At 72.9% G+C, this 16,906-nt stretch carries 14 protein-coding genes; 2 read left to right on the forward strand and 12 right to left on the reverse strand.

Going from position 1 to position 16,906, the window contains the following annotated elements; genetic code table 11:
* Positions 1–3: 3 nt before the first annotated feature.
* Genes CP967_RS07765 through CP967_RS07775 form a run of 3 tightly spaced genes read right to left on the reverse strand, consistent with a single transcriptional unit; the run spans position 4 to position 1,998 of the window.
* Positions 4–309 carry an AzlD domain-containing protein gene (locus tag CP967_RS07765; RefSeq protein WP_150487251.1) on the reverse strand — a complete coding sequence of 102 codons (306 nt, stop codon included), beginning with the start codon at positions 307–309 and terminating at the stop codon, positions 4–6.
* Positions 306–1,124: an AzlC family ABC transporter permease gene (locus CP967_RS07770; protein WP_150487252.1), complete on the reverse strand. Its 819-nt coding sequence runs from the start codon at positions 1,122–1,124 to the stop codon at positions 306–308. Before CP967_RS07770 ends, CP967_RS07765 begins: the two co-directional genes overlap by 4 nt.
* A gap of 10 nt (positions 1,125–1,134) precedes the next feature.
* Entirely contained in the window at positions 1,135–1,998 is an 864-nt protein-coding gene (locus CP967_RS07775; RefSeq protein ID WP_150491752.1) for an AraC family transcriptional regulator, read from the reverse strand.
* Between the two features lie 91 nt (positions 1,999–2,089).
* On the opposite strand from CP967_RS07775, the gene CP967_RS07780 reads away from it, so the two are divergent.
* A complete protein-coding gene (locus CP967_RS07780) occupies positions 2,090–6,790 on the forward strand; it encodes an Lhr family ATP-dependent helicase (RefSeq protein ID WP_150487253.1) in 4,701 nt (1,566 codons plus the stop codon).
* Positions 6,791–6,998: 208 nt separating this feature from the next.
* The gene (locus CP967_RS07785; protein ID WP_150487254.1) at positions 6,999–7,805 is read left to right on the forward strand and encodes an Fpg/Nei family DNA glycosylase; all 807 of its coding nucleotides are present in this window, start codon (positions 6,999–7,001) and stop codon (positions 7,803–7,805) included.
* A 161-nt stretch (positions 7,806–7,966) separates the two neighbouring features.
* Here CP967_RS07785 and CP967_RS07790 read toward each other — a convergent pair whose 3' ends face one another.
* From CP967_RS07790 to CP967_RS07830, 9 genes are all read right to left on the reverse strand, one after another.
* The gene (locus tag CP967_RS07790) at positions 7,967–8,230 is read right to left on the reverse strand and encodes a hypothetical protein (protein WP_150487255.1); all 264 of its coding nucleotides are present in this window, start codon (positions 8,228–8,230) and stop codon (positions 7,967–7,969) included.
* A gap of 377 nt (positions 8,231–8,607) precedes the next feature.
* Positions 8,608–8,799 carry a CsbD family protein gene (locus CP967_RS07795; protein ID WP_150487256.1) on the reverse strand — a complete coding sequence of 64 codons (192 nt, stop codon included), beginning with the start codon at positions 8,797–8,799 and terminating at the stop codon, positions 8,608–8,610.
* A gap of 39 nt (positions 8,800–8,838) precedes the next feature.
* Positions 8,839–9,309: a Dps family protein gene (locus CP967_RS07800; protein WP_150487257.1), complete on the reverse strand. Its 471-nt coding sequence runs from the start codon at positions 9,307–9,309 to the stop codon at positions 8,839–8,841.
* Positions 9,310–9,536: 227 nt separating this feature from the next.
* A complete protein-coding gene (locus CP967_RS07805) occupies positions 9,537–9,914 on the reverse strand; it encodes a helix-turn-helix domain-containing protein (protein ID WP_150487258.1) in 378 nt (125 codons plus the stop codon).
* A gap of 109 nt (positions 9,915–10,023) precedes the next feature.
* A complete protein-coding gene (locus CP967_RS07810) occupies positions 10,024–10,539 on the reverse strand; it encodes a CinA family protein (protein ID WP_150487259.1) in 516 nt (171 codons plus the stop codon).
* Positions 10,536–11,396, reverse strand: coding sequence for a CDP-diacylglycerol--glycerol-3-phosphate 3-phosphatidyltransferase (gene pgsA / locus CP967_RS07815; protein WP_150487260.1), 861 nt, complete (start codon positions 11,394–11,396; stop codon positions 10,536–10,538). Before pgsA ends, CP967_RS07810 begins: the two co-directional genes overlap by 4 nt.
* Positions 11,393–12,871 (reverse strand): 30S ribosomal protein S12 methylthiotransferase RimO, encoded by a 1,479-nt coding sequence (gene rimO, locus CP967_RS07820; protein WP_150487261.1) that lies wholly within the window; start codon positions 12,869–12,871, stop codon positions 11,393–11,395. Before rimO ends, pgsA begins: the two co-directional genes overlap by 4 nt.
* A 145-nt stretch (positions 12,872–13,016) precedes the next feature.
* Positions 13,017–13,814, reverse strand: coding sequence for a helix-turn-helix domain-containing protein (locus CP967_RS07825; protein ID WP_150487262.1), 798 nt, complete (start codon positions 13,812–13,814; stop codon positions 13,017–13,019).
* A gap of 259 nt (positions 13,815–14,073) precedes the next feature.
* A complete protein-coding gene (locus tag CP967_RS07830; protein WP_150487263.1) occupies positions 14,074–16,860 on the reverse strand; it encodes a DNA translocase FtsK in 2,787 nt (928 codons plus the stop codon).
* Positions 16,861–16,906: the final 46 nt, after the last annotated feature.

A 16,906-nucleotide genomic window follows, 5' to 3' on the forward strand; every position in this document is an offset into this window, starting at 1 on the left:
GCCCTACACCAGGGCGCGGACACCCGCGGTGACGGCCACGGCGGCGCCCACGACGACGAGGAACGGCGCCCGCAGCACCAGCGCGACGGCGGCTGCGGCGAGCCCCGCGGCCCTGGCGTCCACCATCAGCCGCTGTCCGTCGGCGAAGGTCTGCTGCGCGGTGAGGGCGGCGAGCAGCGCGACCGGCAGAAGGGCGGCCAGCCGCTGCACCAGCGGGCGTTCGAGCGCCCCGGCGGGGACCAGCAGTCCGGCGAGTTTGGCCAGGTAGCAGCCGGCCGCGGTGAGTCCGATGGCGATCCAGACGTTCATCGGTCCTCCCGGGTGTGCGGGGCGGGCGTCGTGTGCGGGGCGGGCTTCGTGTCCGTGGTCCCGCCGGTCCGGTCCGCGTCCCTCCTGGTGCCGCGTCCCCCGAGGAACAGTACGGCGGGTGCGGCCAGCGCGGACAGCAGGACGGGCGCGCCCGCCGGCAGAACCGGCAGCAGGCCCAGCACGAGGAGGACCGCGAGCCCCGCCGCCACACGTTCCGTGGTGCTTCTCAGCATCGGTGCCAGCAGCGCCAGGAAGACGGCCGGGCTCGCCGCGTCCAGCCCCCAGGCGCCCGTGTCGCCCAGCGCTTTCGCTCCGAGCGCGCCCGCCAGGGTGGTGAGGTTCCACAGGACGTACAGCGTGAGCCCGGTGACGGTGAAGCCGATGCGCGCCGACCTGCGGGTGGGCCGGGACAGCGTGACCGCCGTCGTCTCGTCGATGACCCAGTGGGCGGCCAGGGGCCGGAGCGGACGCGGCAGGGCGAGCAGCTGGGAGAGCCTCAGTCCGTAGAAGGCGTTGCGTACGCCGAGGAAGAAGGCGCCGGCCGCGGCGGTGAAGGGGTTGCCGCCCGCGGCGAGCGCGCCCACCAGGGCGAACTGCGAGGCGCCGGTGAAGACGAGGAGGCTCAGCGCACAGGTCTGGAGCAGGGTGAGCCCGGCTCCGGCCGAGGTGACGCCGAAGGCGAACCCGGAGAGGCCCACGGCCGTGCCCACGCCGAGCGCGTCCCGGACGGCCGCGGCGTCCGGTCCACCGTCCGGCGGGGTGCCGGGGGCTCCGGTGTCCTGAAGGTCCTGAAGCGGTGTTCTCTGTTCTGCCACGCCCGGAACGCTACGGCGCGTGGCCCCGGCCGGTCTTGTACGTTCCTGCGCGTTCGCGCCGGTAGGCGCCCGGGGGGACCCCCACGATCCGGGTGAAGTGGCGGTTGAGATGGGGCTGGTCGGTGAAGCCGACGGCGGTGGCGGCTTCGGCGGGTGCCGTCCCTTTGTCGAGGAGCCGCCGTGCGCGGCGGACCCGGGCGTCGGTGAGCCAGGTGTGCGGGGGCATCCCGTACTGCTTCTTGAAGGCCCGCAGCAGCGCGAAGGGGCTGGTGCCCAGTTCGGCGGCGAGCGCCTCCAGGGTGGGTGGCCGGTCCATCCGGTCCTCCAGCACCGCGCGGGCGCGGGCGGCGTCCCGGGATCCCGCCGCGAGCGGGGCCCTGGCGGGCAGGACGGTGCCGTGGGCCCGCAGCAGCCGGCCGAGCAGGACGCGCAGCACGCTGTCGGCGGCCAGCGCGTTGCCCTCCTCCGCGGCCCGGTGGACCTCGGTGATCAGCCGGGCGCCCCGGGGGTCCACGGCGCTGGTACGGGCGAAGCCGGGCGTTCCGCGCAGCCTCGTCAGATCGGCCGCCACGGTGCCGACCAGCCGGGCGGAGGGGTAGAGGGTGTCGTACACCCAGCCGTCGGGTATCCCCGCGCGGGCGGTGTGCGGGACCTCCGGGTTGATCATGATGACGCTGCCGGGCCCCGCGCACACGGTGCCCTCCGGCAGTCCGACGGCCTCGACCCCGCGGGTGACGGAGGCCAGGACGTACCCCTCGTGACTGTGCCGGGGGAAGGTGTGGCGGACGTAGCGGGCGCGCAGCAGGTCGAGGCCGGGCAGTCCGGCGTACTTCCAGTGCCGCGCCCACTCCTGCGCCTGTCCCGCTCCCGCCATGGCCGCATCCTCGCAGGTCCGGGCGGGTGGAGCCGGGGCTGTCCGCCATCCGGCACGGCCGTTGTCGGTGCCCGGGTGCACGATGGTGGGCATGGCAGGTTCCGCACTCGATTCGTTCTCGCCCGCGACACGCGGCTGGTTCACGGGCGCCTTCGACGCGCCGACCGCGGCACAGGAGGGAGCCTGGCGTGCGATCGGTGAGGGTTCGGACGTGCTCGTCGTCGCGCCGACCGGATCGGGCAAGACGCTGGCCGCCTTCCTCGCCTCACTGGACCGGCTGGCGGCCGCCCCGCCGCCCGCCGAGGCCGGGAAACGCTGCCGGGTGCTCTACATCTCGCCGCTGAAGGCGCTCGCGGTCGACGTGGAGCGCAACCTGCGGTCACCGCTGACCGGGATCCGTCAGGAGTCGGTCCGTCTGGGCCTGCCCGAACCCGAGGTGCGGGTGGGTATCCGTTCCGGCGACACACCGCCGGCCGAGCGGCGCTCGATGACGACGAAGCCGCCGGACATCCTGATCACCACCCCGGAGTCGCTGTTCCTGATGCTCACCTCGTCGGCCCGGGAGGCGCTCGCGGGTGTCGAGACGGTGATCCTGGACGAGGTGCACGCCGTCGCGGGCACGAAGCGCGGCGCCCACCTGGCGCTGTCGCTGGAGCGCCTGGACGAGCTGTTGCCCCGGCCGGCCCGCCGTATCGGGCTGTCGGCGACGGTACGGCCGGTCGGCGAAGTGGCCCGGTTCCTGTCCCCGCAGCGCAAGGTGGAGATCGTCCAGCCCCCGTCGGCCAAGGAGTTCGACCTCTCGGTCGTGGTGCCGGTGGAAGACCTCGGGGAGCTGGGCGGCTCGCCCGCGGCGGACACCGGGCAGGGGCAGGCGGAGAAGCCGTCGATCTGGCCGCACGTCGAGGAACGGATCGTCGATCTCGTCCAGGCGCACCGCTCCACCATCGTCTTCGCCAACTCCCGGCGGCTGGCGGAGCGGCTGTGCAACCGGCTCAACGAGATCGCCTACGAGCGGGCGACCGGCACGGCGTTCGACCCCGGCTCGCCTTCGGCGGCTCTGCCGGAGGTCCACTCCCCCGCCGAGGTCATGGCGCAGTCCGGGGCGGCCAGGGGCGCGCCCGCGCTGCTGGCCCGCGCTCACCACGGTTCGGTGTCCAAGGAGCAGCGTGCCCAGGTGGAGGAGGACCTCAAGGCGGGCCGGCTGCCCGCGGTGGTGGCCACGTCGAGCCTGGAGCTCGGTATCGACATGGGCGCGGTCGATCTGGTGATCCAGGTCGAGTCACCGCCTTCCGTGGCCTCCGGGCTCCAGCGGGTGGGGCGAGCGGGCCACCAGGTCGGTGCGGTCTCCACCGGGGTGGTGTTCCCGAAGTACCGCGGTGATCTGGTGCAGGCGGCCGTGGTCACCGAGCGGATGCGCGAGGGCGCCATCGAGTCCCTGCGTGTCCCGTCCAACCCGCTGGACGTGCTGGCCCAGCAGCTCGTGGCGATGACGGCCCTCGACAGCCGGCAGGCCGACGACCTGCTGGCCCTGGTGCGTCGGGCGGCGCCGTTCGCCTCGCTGCCCGAGTCGGCGTTCACGGCCGTGCTCGACATGCTCGCCGGGCGCTACCCCTCCGACGCCTTCGCCGAACTGCGCCCGCGGGTGGTCTGGGACCGTGTCGCCGGCACGGTCACCGGCCGGCCGGGCGCGCAGCGGCTCGCCGTCACCTCCGGCGGCACCATCCCCGACCGGGGGCTCTTCGGGGTGTTCCTGGCGGGCGCCGACCCGAAGAAGGGCGGCGGCCGGGTCGGGGAGCTGGACGAGGAGATGGTGTACGAGTCCCGGGTCGGTGACGTCTTCACGCTGGGCACCACGTCCTGGCGGATCGAGGACATCACCCGGGACCGGGTCCTGGTGTCACCGGCCCCGGGGGTCCCCGGCCGGCTGCCGTTCTGGAAGGGCGACCAGCTGGGCCGTCCGCTGGAGCTGGGCCGTGCGCTGGGCGCGTTCCTGCGGGAGATCGGCGGTCTGCCGCCCGAGGACGCCAGGCTCCGCCTGCTCTCCGCGGGGCTGGACGCCTGGGCCGCCGGCAACGTCCTGTCGTACCTGGACGAGCAGCGGCAGGCCTGCGGTCACATCCCCGACGACCGGACGGTGCTGGTCGAGCGTTTCCGGGACGAGCTGGGCGACTGGCGGGTGGTGGTGCATTCGCCGTTCGGCGCCCAGGTGCACGCCCCGTGGGCGCTCGCCCTGTCGGCGCGGCTCGGCGAGCGCTACGGCATGGACGCGCAGGTCATGCACGCGGACGACGGCATCGTGCTGCGGCTGCCGGACGCCGATCTGATGGGGCTCGACCTGCTGGACTTCGACGAGCCGTCCGCCGGCGGGCCGGCCGGCCCGGATCTCCCGGCGCCGGCACCCGTGTCCCCGGGAGCGGGACAGGGCGGGGAGCAGCCGCCCGTCGGCGCCGCTGACGTGCTCTTCGACAGGGGCGAGATCGGCCAGGTGGTCACCGAACAGGTAGGCGGTTCCGCCCTGTTCGCCTCCCGGTTCCGGGAGTGCGCGGCGCGTGCCCTGCTCCTGCCACGCCGGAGCCCGGGGAAGCGCACCCCGCTCTGGCAGCAGCGTCAGCGCGCGTCCCAGCTGCTCCAGGTGGCCTCCGAGTTCGGTTCGTTCCCGATCGTCCTGGAGGCGGTCCGGGAGTGCCTCCAGGACGTGTTCGACGTGCCGGGCCTCACGGAGCTGATGGGCGATCTGGAGGCGCGCCGCGTCCGGCTGGTCGAGGTGACCACTCCGGAGCCCTCGCCTTTCGCCCGTTCACTCCTCTTCGGCTATGTCGCGCAGTTCCTCTACGAGGGCGACTCGCCGCTCGCCGAACGGCGGGCCGCCGCGCTCTCGCTGGACTCCCGTCTCCTGGCCGAGCTGCTCGGCCAGGCGGAGCTGCGCGAACTGCTGGACGCCGATGTACTCGGCGAGCTGGAGCGGGAGCTCCAGTGGCTGACCGACGACAGGAAGGTCAAGGACGTCGAAGGCGTCGCCGATCTGCTGCGTGTTCTCGGGCCGCTCACCGACGCGGAGCTGGCCGGGCGCGGCGCGGATCCGCGGTGGGCACCGGAACTGGCGTCGGCCCGCCGTGCCATCGGGGTCCGTATCGGCGGAACGGCCCACTGGGCGGCGGTCGAGGACGCGGGCAGGCTGCGCGACGCCCTGGGCACCGCGTTGCCCGTCGGGGTGCCGGAGGCGTTCACGGAGCCGGTGAAGGACCCGCTCGGTGACCTCCTCGCCCGGTACGCCCGCACGCACGGCCCTTTCACGACCGGTCGCGCCGCGGCCCGTTTCGGGCTCGGTACCGCGGTCACGGAGGGGGCGCTCCAGCGGCTCACCGCCTCGGGCCGCGTGGTGCAGGGCGAGTTCCATCCGGCGGGCGCCGGGCAGGAGTGGTGCGACGCCACGGTGCTGCGGCGGTTGCGGCGGCGTTCGCTGGCCGCTCTGCGTCAGGAGCTCGAACCGGTCCCGCCCGCGGCACTGGCGGGCTTCCTCCCGCAGTGGCAGCACGTCGGCGACAGCGCACTGCGCGGGATCGACGGACTGGCCAGGGCCGTCGAGCAGTTGCAGGGCGCTCCCGTGCCCGCCTCCGCTCTGGAGAAACTGATCCTGCCGAGCCGTGTCAGGGACTACACCCCCGCACTGCTCGACGAACTCACGACGACCGGCGAAGTCGTGTGGGCGGGGGCGGGCGCCCTCCCGGGCAAGGACGGCTGGCTCTCCCTCCATCTCGCGGACAGCGCTCCCCTGCTGCTCCCGCCGCCCCGCCCGCTGGAGGAGACCGCGCTCCACGCGTCCGTCCTCGGGGTACTGTCCGGCGGGTACGGCCTGTTCTTCCGGCAGATCGCGGACCAGGTGCGTGCCACCACCCATCCGGACTGCACCGATCCGCAGCTCGCCGACGCGCTCTGGGACCTGGTCTGGTCGGGCCGCCTCACCAACGACACCCTGGCCCCGCTGCGTTCGCTGCTCGGCTCGGGCCGTACCGCCGGTTCCACCGCGCACCGGGCGAAGCGCGGTGTGCCGCGCGGCCGTTACGGATCGCTGACGGGAGCCGCCCGCCCGGCGTCCCGCACGGGACCGCCGACCGTATCGGGCCGGTGGTCCCTGCTGCCTGCCGCCGAACCCGAACCGACCCACCGTGCGCACGCCCTGGCACAGACGCTCCTGGACCGTCACGGGGTGGTGACCCGGGGCGCCGTGCAGGCCGAGGGTGTGGAGGGCGGGTTCTCCGCGGCGTACCGGGTCCTCTCCGCGTTCGAGGACAGCGGCCGGGCCCGCCGGGGTTATGTCGTCGAGGGGCTGGGGGCCGCCCAGTTCGCCATGGACGGTGCCGTGGACCGGCTCAGGGCGGTCTCCACGGCTCGTGAGCGGCAGGACCCCGGCGCGGAGCCCCGCGCCGTGGTCCTCGCGGCGGCGGACCCCGCCAACGCGTACGGCGCGGCCCTGCCCTGGCCGGAGTCCCCGGACGGGGCAGGCCACAAACCGGGGCGCAAGGCCGGTGCGCTGGTGGTGCTCGTCGAGGGCGAACTGACGCTGTACATGGAGCGCGGCGGCAAGTCTCTGCTGGCCTGGCCGTCCGATCCCGGCGATCCACGGCTCGTCGCGGCGGCGGAAGCCCTGGCCCGAGCGGCCCGCGCCGGGGCTCTGGGCACCGTCACCGTGGAGCGGACCAACGGCGTCCCGTCGCTCACCTCGCCGCTGGGCCGCGCCCTGGAAGCCGCCGGCTTCCTCGCCACCCCGAGAGGACTGCGCCTGCGCGCCTGAGCCCCAGGACGGCCGCCACCCGTGCCGCCCGGGCCCGCGCCACCACCCGCGCGGTGTCCGCCGACCGCGCGGTGTCCGCCGACCATGCGGTGCCCGCCGGCCGTCCGGTGTCCTCCGCCTGCCGCACCGCCCGGCCGTGCGTACCCGCCCCCCGGCGCACCGCTCTCCGGGGCGCCCGCGCACGGCCGGGTACGCGCATCATGGAGGCATGCCCGAAGGCGACACCGTCCTACGGACCGCGAAACGTCTCGACACCGCGCTGGCCGGACAGGTCCTGACCCGTTTCGACCTGCGTGTCCCCCGGTTCGCCACGGTGGACCTGACCGGCCGTACCGTCCTCGGCGTCGCCTCGCGCGGCAAACACCTCCTGACCCGTGTCGAGGGCGGCCTCACCCTGCACAGCCACCTGCGGATGGACGGTGCCTGGCACCTGTACGCCCCGGGCGAGCGCTGGCGCGGGGGCCCCTCCCACCAGATCCGTGCCGTCCTCGGGACGGCGGAGCGCACCGCCGTCGGCTACCGCCTTCCGGTACTGGAGGTGCTCCGCACCGAGGACGAAGAGCGGGTGACAGGCCGTCTGGGGCCCGATCTGCTGGGACCGGACTGGGATCCCGAAGTCGCCGAGCGCCACCTGCTGGCCGCCCCCGGGCGCCCGCTCGGCGCGGCGTTGCTGGACCAGCGCAATCTGGCGGGTATCGGCAACGTCTTCATGTGTGAGCTCTGCTTCCTGGCCCGTGTGACGCCCTGGCTTCCCGTGGGAGAACTGCCCCGCCCCGCACTGACCCGCCTTGTCGGCGCCGCCGCACAGCTCCTGGAAGCCAACCGCGACCGTCCGACGCGGATCACCACGGGGCCCACCGCCGCCTTCCCCCGAGGCCGGACCCGGGAGAAGCTGTACGTCTACGGCCGGGGCGGCCGCCCCTGCCTCCGGTGCGGCACGCCGGTCCGCAGGACCGAGCAGAACAACCGTCCCGTCTACTGGTGCCCCGGCTGCCAGACCGGTCCGGCCCCCTGAAGGGACTTCCCCACCGCCCTCGCCCGCTCTCTGCTGCCTCGTCCCGCCCCACCACGGCCCGTCCTGCCCCGCCCCGCCCCTGCCTCCGCCCCACTCCACCGCCGTGGCACGGCGCCCCCGCTCTCGCCGCGCCCTTGCGGCACGGTGCTCCCGCGGCACACTCACGGCCCTCCCGAGCTCTCCGCCGACGGGCCCCGGTCCCCGGGCGCCTTCCCCGCCCCGGGGCGCTCCCCGGCGGCACACTCCGCGCCCCCGGCCGGCCCCTCGGGGGGCGCGACATGGACCGGCAGCAGACTCAGTCCCCAGCCGCCCGCCGCCACCGCGCCCTCGACCAGGCCCGCATGCTCCGGTTCCAGGAGGAGCCGCAGTACCGCCCAGCACCACACACCGCCGAGGACGGACGCCGGCACCCATCGCCGCACCAAGGCTGCCTCCTCCGGCCGACGCGTGGACGGCCCGGTCTCGTGGCGGGGCGCATCGGCGCACAACCGGCGTGCACCCCGGCGTGCGAACGCACCGTCCCGGACGCCTCGAACCGGCTGGCCGATTCCGCACCCGTTCCGGTGCCCATCAAAACCGCGCCCGTACCGGGCGGTGGCGCCCCTGCGCAGAGTCTCCCCCGGCCCCGCCCCGCACGCACCCGTGCCGCTGCGGCAGCGTACGGCGCCCGAGCGCGGGAGCACTCCTCTTGGCACGCGTGTGCCCCCTGCCGAGCGGCAGGGGGCACAACAGCGTCGCGGGGGCCGACAGGCCCGGAACCACACCGGGCGGCGGAGTCCGCCGGAGCCGGAGCCGTCCGGGGTCAGTTGCCCTCGTCGCTCAGGGAGTCCTTCACGCCCTTGGCGCGGTCGCCGGTCTTGCCCAGCGCACCCTCCGCCTTGGCCTTGGCCTGGTCGGCCTTCCCTTCGCCTTCCTTGCGGCGGTCACCGGTCATCTTGCCGGTCATCTCCTTGGCCTTGCCCTTGAGCTTGTCCTTGGCCTTGTCGTCCGTCATGACTGCTCCCTTCTCCGAGGTCGGACACTTTGTGGACGTTCAGGCGCTCTCCGCCTGGAACATCCACGCGTGCTTCTCCAGGTCCGCCGTCAGCGTGATCAGGATGTCCTGGCTGACGGGGTCGGGCCGGTCGGTCTCCTCGATGCGCTGCCGCATCCGGTCGATCACGACCTTCAGAGCGTCGACCAGCACACGTACCGCGTCCACGTCCTTGATCCAGCCGTCCGGCACGAGATCGATGGCCGTGGTCTTCGCGAGGGTCTTGGACCGTCCGTCCGGGTTGACACCGACCGCGGAAGCCCGCTCCGCGACCGTGTCGGAGTGCTGCCGCGCCGTGTCCACCACGTCATCGAGCTGAAGGTGCACGGAGCGGAAACGCGGACCGACCACGTTCCAGTGAACCTGCTTGGCCACGAGGGAGAGGTCGATCAGGTCGACGAGCGCGCCCTGCAGCGCGTCACCCACGACCTTGCGGTCACTCTCGGACAGAGGGCTCTTCACGACAGACATCCACTTCTCCGTTCAGATAGCTGTGCGGCGTACCACCCGTCCACGATGGCATAAATGACTTAAAAGGGTCATTCGGGAGGTCTCTCCCGGGAGGTCACCCGGGGAACGCCAACCGGCCTCGATCCGCACCTGCCCCGCGAAACCCGTCGCACACACGGAAAACCGAAAGCCCCGGCCAACCCTCCAGAGGGTTGGCCGGGGCTTCTGGTTTCCGGAAACCGCGCAGGTCAGGCGGCGACGACCGCTTCCGCGGGTGCCTTGATGGTGACCCGTCCCGTCGGTACGCCTGCGACCGAGGAGACCGATACGGAATTGAGCATCGGACGTACCGGCACAGGCACCGGATCACTGGCGGCTGCCGACTCGGCCAGCTCAGCCAGGGAGAGTTCATCGCTCACTTCTCGCATGAGCTCGGACATCCGTACGTCAAGCGCGTCGCAAATGGCGGAGAGCAGCTCGGAGGATGCCTCCTTCTGCCCCCGCTCCACCTCGGAGAGATAGCCGAGCGAGACTCGGGCGGACGAGGAGACTTCGCGCAGAGTACGGCCTTGGCGCTGGCGCTGCCGACGCAGCACGTCACCCAGCAGGCGACGGAGCAGAATCATCGGTGGCTCCCTCCTCGGACCGCGTAGCCGCATCCTTCACGCCCCACCGTACCGCCTTGCGCCGCGGCCGTGCGGGGAGCGATGTCGTGTTCACTCAGGGCTGCAAACATCAATTCCCCCCGTTCTGTTCCGTATCCTGTGCCCTCGCATTTTCGGCGAGTTCGCCGGAGAGCAGCTCGAGCAGGCTCCGTACACTCTCTCTACGAATGTCCGCCCGGTCGCCGTTCAACCTCAGTTCGGCGACTTTCTGTCCGCCGTCGGGTCCGGCGACCGCCACGAAGACCGTTCCGACCGGCTTGCCGTCCTGGGAGGCCGGTCCGGCGACCCCGGTGGTGGACGCTCCCCAGTCCGCCCCCAGCACCCGCCGTACACCGGCCGCCATCCCCGCGGCGACATCGGCGTCCACGGCGCCGCGCTCGTCCAGCAACGCCCCGTCGACACCCAGCACGTCCCGCTTGAGGTCCGTGGCGTACGCCGTGACGGATCCCCGGAAGGAGTCCGAGGCGCCGGGCACCGCGGTGAGGCCGACTGCCACCAGGCCGCCGGTCAGGGACTCCGCGACCGCCAGCGTCTCACCGCGCTCCCGCAGCCGATCCAGCACCCGGGCCGCCGCCCCGGTGGTCACCGCTCGGCCTCGGTGGCACCGCGCGCCCCGGCGACGGGCTCGGCGACGTCCGCGAGCGGAGCGGAGTCCGCGGGGGCGCCGGCCGCCCTCCCGCCGGTGGCCCCCGCGGCCGCGGCCACCACGTCCGTGGCCTCCATGTCCGTGACCCCCGTGTCTGCGGTGCCCGGACCGGTGTCGGCCGCTGCGGCGACGGCCTCCAGTGCCGCCGCCCGCTCGGCCGCCAGTCCTCTGCGCCGCAGCACGACGGCCTGCCGGACGTAGTCCGCTCCCGTGACGACCGTCAGGACGACGGCGGCCATCATCACCCAGAAGCGGAAAGTCGCCAGCGGGCCCGTCAGTGCCAGGACGTACATGCCCGCGGCGGTGCCCTGGGCGAGGGTCTTCAGCTTCCCGCCGCGGCTGGCCGGGATCACCGCGTGCCGGATGACCCAGAACCGCATCAGCGTGATGCCGAGTTCCCGGGCGAGGATGACGCCGGTGATCCACCAGGGCAGGTCCCCGAGCGCCGAGAGGCAGATCAGCGCGGCACCCATGATCGCCTTGTCCGCGATGGGGTCGGCGATCTTCCCGAAGTCGGTGACCAGGTTGTACGTGCGCGCGAGGTGGCCGTCGAACACGTCGGTGATCATGGCGACGGCGAAGGCCGCCCAGGCGAAGGAGCGCCAGGCCGGATCCGCGCCGCCGTCGTGCAGGAGCAGCAGCACGAAGACCGGGACCAGCAGCAGCCGCACCATGGTGAGGATGTTGGCGATGTTCCACAGGCCGGCCTGGTTGACGGCCGCCGCGCCCAGCCTGCCGCCACGGGGTACCGGCGTCGCGCCGGAACCGCCTGCCGCGGACGCCGGGGCTCCCGTCATCTGGCTGCCTCCACGAGCTGGTGGTGTTCGGCCACGAGGTCCACTCCCTCGGAGCCCACTGCCTTCGCTTCGACCATACGGCCGGGCACCAGACCCTCGCGTGCGGTGAAGACGACCTGGCCGTCCGTTTCCGGCGCCTGGTGGGCGGCGCGGCCCACCGCGACCGGGCCGTCGTCCTCGGACTCCACGGACTCGACGAGGACCTGGAGGGTCTCCCCGACGCGCTCCTCCGCGCGCTGCGAGGTGAGTTCCTCGGCCAGCCGCGAGATGTGCGCGAGCCGCTCGGCGATCACGTCGGCGTCCAGCTTGTTCTCGTAGCCGACGGCTTCGGTGCCTTCCTCGTCGGAGTAGCCGAACACCCCGATGGCGTCCAGCCGGGCACCTGTGAGGAAGCGCTCCAGTTCGGCGAGGTCCTCCTCGGTCTCGCCCGGGAAGCCCACGATGAAGTTCGAGCGGGCGCCCGCCTGCGGGGCCTTGCCCCGGATGGTGTCCAGCAGCTCCAGGAAGCGGTCCGTGTCACCGAACCGCCGCATCGCCCGCAGCACGCCGGGGGCGGAGTGCTGGAAGGAGAGGTCGAAGTACGGCGCGACCTTCGGCGTGGAGGTGAGCACGTCGATGAGCCCGGGGCGCATCTCGGCGGGCTGGAGGTAGCTGACGCGGATCCGCTCGATCCCGTCGACCTCGGCGAGCTCGGGGAGCAGGGTCTCCAGCAGCCTGATGTCGCCGAGGTCCTTGCCGTAGGACGTGTTGTTCTCGGAGACCAGCATGACCTCCTTGACGCCCTGCTCGGCGAGCCAGCGCGTCTCCCCCAGGACGTCCGAGGGGCGCCGGGAGATGAAGGAGCCGCGGAAGGAGGGGATCGCGCAGAACGAGCAGCGGCGGTCGCAGCCGGAGGCGAGCTTCACCGAGGCGACCGGGCTGGTGCCCAGCCGGCGGCGCAGCGGTGCCCGCGGACCGGAGACCGGGGCGATGCCCTCGGGGAGGTCGGCCGGGGCGGGCGTGATCTCCTGCGCGTGTCCGGGCAGCGCGACGGCGGCGTCCTGCCGCTCGGCCGGGCTGATCGGCAGCAGCTTGCGGCGGTCCCGCGGGGTGTGGGAGGCGTGGATACCGCCGCCGAGGATCGTCTGCAGGCGGTCGGAGATGTCGGCGTAGTCGTCGAAGCCGAGGACCCCGTCCGCTTCGGGCAGCGCCTCGGCGAGGTCCTTGCCGTAGCGTTCGGCCATGCAGCCGACGGCGACCACGGCCTGGGTTCTGCCGTGCTCCTTGAGATCGTTGGCTTCGAGCAGGGCGTCGACCGAGTCCTTCTTGGCGGCTTCGACGAACCCACAGGTGTTGACGACGGCGACATCCGCGTCCGAGGCGTCCTCGACGAGATCCCAGCCGTCCGCTGCCAAGCGGCCTGCGAGCTCCTCCGAGTCCACCTCGTTACGGGCGCAGCCAAGAGTGACAAGGGCGACGGTACGGCGTTCGGGCATGGGCTCAAGACTACTTTGTCCCCGACCCCCTCCTGCCGTGCAGGGTTGGCTGCTACGCACAGTGACCGGCGAGGCGCGGTGGAAGCGGTGGAAACGCGTGAGCGCCCGGCACGGATGCCGGGCGCTCACGGGCGGGAGGGAAGGGTCAGCCGACCTCCGGGTCGCCCTTCGTGTACGAGAGCCGTTCGACCTGTCCCGGCTCGAACCGGTCCTCGATCTCCTTGCCGTTCACGAAGAGGTCGATCGACCCGGCGTCACCGAGGACGAGGTCGATCCGCTCCTTGTCCTGGAAGGTCTTGGAATCGCCCTGGGACAGCAGGCCGTCGAAGAGCAGCCGCCCGCTGTGGTCCTTGGCGGAGATCCAGCTCTTGCCGGTGGCGCTGATCTTCACCGTCACCTTGTCGCGGGGGGCCGCGGCGATGGCGCTCTCCGAGGGGGCCGGCTTGGGGTCGGCGGGCTTGCTGGGGGCCGGTTCGGCGGTGGGTTCGTCGGGGGTGGACCCCTCGGCGACCTGGGCCTTTCCGGTGCCGTCGTCGTCGCCGGAGAACGCGGTGAATCCGACGAAACCGGTCACGGCGACGATGGCGGCGACCATGGCCGCCGTCCAGTTGGGCCGTCGGGGTTCCGAGCGGATCCGCTCGGCCTCGAACAGCGGTGCCGCCGGGGTGGGGGCGGGACGGCCGCCGTGCTCGTCGTCGTACCGGTCGATCAGGGGGCCGGGGTCGAGCCGGACGGCGTGGGCGAGCATGCGGATGTGGCCGCGTGCGTACACGTCACCGCCGCAGCGCGAGAAGTCGTCGGCCTCGATCGCGTGCACGATGGGGATGCGCACCCGGGTGGAGCTGCTGACTTCCTCGACCGTCAGACCTGCGGCGATACGAGCCTGCTGGAGCACGCGACCGATCGAAGGCCGGTCGTCTTCGGGGGAGTTGCCGATGGACACGGGGGCGCCTTTCGAGCGTGAGCCACCTGCTGGAGGTTCAGTCTAGGGGGGGTACGAAAGGGTGGGGCAACCGGGAGGGACGACTTTGTACGCCATCGGACTCGCCGGCCGGCCCCTCGGACAGGGCACGGAGCACCACGGCGGGCACACGGTCCCGCCGGCTCTCCTTCCCTCCTTCTCCAACGTGACGTACGACCGGACGAAACGGTTGCCCGCGAGTTTTCCGCGGGGGGTCCCCCGCCGGGACGAGGGGCGGCGCTCAGGAAGGGGCCTCCCCCCGGATCACGGCCAGCACCCCGTCGAGCTCGTCGGCCTTGACCAGGACGTCACGCGCCTTGGAACCCTCGCTCGGGCCCACGATGTTGCGTGACTCCATCAGGTCCATCAGCCGCCCGGCCTTCGCGAAGCCCACCCGCAGTTTGCGCTGGAGCATCGAGGTGGACCCGAACTGGGTGGAGACGACGAGTTCGGCGGCCTGGCAGAGCAGGTCCAGGTCGTCCCCGATGTCCTCGTCGATCTCCTTCTTCTGCTTGGTCCCGACGACCACGTCGTCACGGAAGACCGGCGCCATCTGGTCCTTGCAGTGCTGGACGACGGCGGCGACCTCCTCCTCGGTGACGAAGGCTCCCTGCATACGGGTCGGCTTGTTCGCGCCCATCGGCAGGAAGAGCCCGTCGCCCTTCCCGATCAGCTTCTCGGCGCCGGGCTGGTCGAGGATGACACGGCTGTCGGCGAGCGAGGAGGTGGCGAAGGCCAGCCGTGAGGGCACATTGGCCTTGATCAGGCCGGTGACCACGTCCACGGAGGGGCGCTGGGTGGCGAGCACCAGGTGGATGCCGGCGGCACGGGCGAGCTGGGTGATGCGGACGATGGAGTCCTCGACGTCGCGCGGCGCGACCATCATCAGGTCCGCCAGCTCGTCGACGATGACCAGCAGATAGGGGTAGGGCGAGAGTTCCCGTTCGCTGCCCTCGGGCGCCTTGGCCTTGCCGCTGCGCACCGCGTGGTTGAAGTCGTCGATGTGCCGGTAGCCGTAGGCCGCGAGGTCGTCGTAGCGCAGGTCCATCTCCCGCACGACCCACTGGAGCGCCTCGGCGGCCTTCTTCGGGTTGGTGATGATCGGGGTGATCAGGTGCGGGATGCCCTCGTAGGCGGTGAGCTCGACCCGCTTGGGGTCGACGAGCACCATCCGCACGTCCTCGGGGGTGGCCCGCACCATGATGGAGGTGATCAGGCAGTTGATGCAGGAGGACTTGCCGGACCCGGTCGCGCCGGCGACCAGTACGTGCGGCATCTTCGCGAGGTTGGCCATCTCGTAGCCCCCCTCGACGTTCTTGCCGAGCGCGACCAGCATCGGGTGGTCGTCCTCGGCCGCGTCCGCCAGGCGCAGGACGTCACCGAGGTTGACCATCTCCCGGTCGGAGTTGGGGATCTCGATCCCCACCGCGGACTTCCCCGGGATCGGGGAGATGATCCGCACGTCCGGACTGGCGACGGCGTACGCGATGTTCTTGGTGAGGGCGGTGATCCGCTCGACCTTGACGGCGGGGCCGAGTTCCACCTCGTAACGGGTGACCGTCGGGCCGCGGGTGAAGCCGGTGACGGCCGCGTCGACCTTGAACTCCGTGAAGACGGTGGTGAGCGAGGCCACGACGGCGTCGTTGGCGGCGCTGCGCGACTTGCCGGGGCCGCCCCGCTCCAGGAGGTCGAGCGAGGGCAGCGCGTAGGTGATGTCTCCGGAGAGCTGGAGCTGTTCGGCGCGCGGCGGGAGCGAGCCGGACGGTTCGGGGGCCGGCTTGGTCAGGTCCGGTACGCCCCCGGTGCCGGACGGGCCGCCGTCGTGCCCAGCCCCCCGGCTCGCCGGGACGGGTCCCCCGGCCGCCCGCGCCCCGGGCACCGGGGTGCCGGTACGTTCGCGGTCCGGCGAAACCCCCTGGGTGAGGTCGGCGACGACCGGCGAGGGCGGCATCCCGTTGAGCACGGCACCGTCGAGGGCGGCCGCGGCCGCGGCCGCGACGTCCACCGCGTCCATGCCCCGCTGCGACGCGGGCTGCGCGGACGCGCCACGGGGGCGGCGGCGCTTGCCCGGCGCCTCGTCCTCGGCCCGGTCCGCGTCGAGGACCTCGGCCCGGGAACGCCGCGCCGGGGCACGCCGGGTGCTCTCCGGGAGCGCGTCGCGCCACTGTTCCTCGTACCGTTCGTCGTCGGTGTCCTGCCCGGGGCCCTCCGGCGTGGAGACGATCCCCAGCCGGACCCCGAGTTGCCGCAGGCGCTGCGGGATCGCGTTGACCGGGGTGGCGGTGACCACCAGCAGGCCGAAGACGGTCAGCAGCAGCAGGAGCGGGACGGCGAGGACCTCGCCCATCACGTGGATCAGGGGCTTGGAGGCGGCCCAGCCGATCAGGCCGCCCGCGTCCTGCATGGCGTCGGTGCCCTCGCCACGGCCCGGGGAGCCACAGGCGATGTGGACCTGTCCGAGCACGCCGACGACGAGCGCCGAAAGGCCGATGACGATACGGCCGTTGGCCTCCGGCTTCTCCGGATAGAGGATCAGCCGCACCGCGACGGCGCCCAGCAGTATCGGGACGAGGAGATCCAGCCGCCCGAACGCCCCGGTGACGAGCATCTCCACGAGGTCGCCGACGGGGCCCTGCAGGTGCGACCAGGTTCCCGCGGCCACGATCAGCGCGAGCCCCAGGAGCAGCAGGGCGATCCCGTCCTTGCGGTGTGCGGGGTCGAGCCCTTTCGCGCCGCGCCCTATGGAGCGGAACACCGCGCCCACACCGTGCGCGGTACCGAGCCAGACGGCACGGACGAGCCGGTAGACGCCCCCGGTCGGAGACGGGGCGGGTTTGGGCGCGGGCCTTTTGGCCGCCGCCTTCCTGGCAGGGGCCTTCCTGACGGGCGCGGTCCTGGGCGGCGCGCCCTTCTTCGCTGCGGACTTCTTCGCGGGCGCGGCTTTCTTCGCCGGACCCTGGCTACGGCCGGCTGCTTTCGCGGTGCCCGCCGCGCCCTGGGAACCCTTGCCGGACGTACGTGAGGCCATGTGACCGAGGTTACCGGTGTCGACCACTGTGGACGCGCGTGACTAC

It is taken from the genome of Streptomyces nitrosporeus (genome assembly GCF_008704555.1).
Classification (GTDB): Bacteria; Actinomycetota; Actinomycetes; order Streptomycetales; family Streptomycetaceae; genus Streptomyces; species Streptomyces nitrosporeus.

What these genes read in the sequence shown, in the direction of transcription:
- CP967_RS07765 (WP_150487251.1), bottom strand. Translation starts at nt 309, where the DNA reads ATGAACGTCTGGATCGCCATCGGACTCACCGCGGCCGGCTGCTACCTG.
- CP967_RS07775 (WP_150491752.1), bottom strand. Translation starts at nt 1,998, where the DNA reads ATGGCGGGAGCGGGACAGGCGCAGGAGTGGGCGCGGCACTGGAAGTAC.
- CP967_RS07780 (WP_150487253.1), top strand. Translation starts at nt 2,090, where the DNA reads ATGGCAGGTTCCGCACTCGATTCGTTCTCGCCCGCGACACGCGGCTGG.
- CP967_RS07785 (WP_150487254.1), top strand. Translation starts at nt 6,999, where the DNA reads ATGCCCGAAGGCGACACCGTCCTACGGACCGCGAAACGTCTCGACACC.
- CP967_RS07795 (WP_150487256.1), bottom strand. Translation starts at nt 8,799, where the DNA reads ATGACGGACGACAAGGCCAAGGACAAGCTCAAGGGCAAGGCCAAGGAG.
- CP967_RS07800 (WP_150487257.1), bottom strand. Translation starts at nt 9,309, where the DNA reads ATGTCTGTCGTGAAGAGCCCTCTGTCCGAGAGTGACCGCAAGGTCGTG.
- CP967_RS07805 (WP_150487258.1), bottom strand. Translation starts at nt 9,914, where the DNA reads ATGATTCTGCTCCGTCGCCTGCTGGGTGACGTGCTGCGTCGGCAGCGC.
- pgsA (WP_150487260.1), bottom strand. Translation starts at nt 11,396, where the DNA reads ATGACGGGAGCCCCGGCGTCCGCGGCAGGCGGTTCCGGCGCGACGCCG.
- rimO (WP_150487261.1), bottom strand. Translation starts at nt 12,871, where the DNA reads ATGCCCGAACGCCGTACCGTCGCCCTTGTCACTCTTGGCTGCGCCCGT.
- CP967_RS07830 (WP_150487263.1), bottom strand. Translation starts at nt 16,860, where the DNA reads ATGGCCTCACGTACGTCCGGCAAGGGTTCCCAGGGCGCGGCGGGCACC.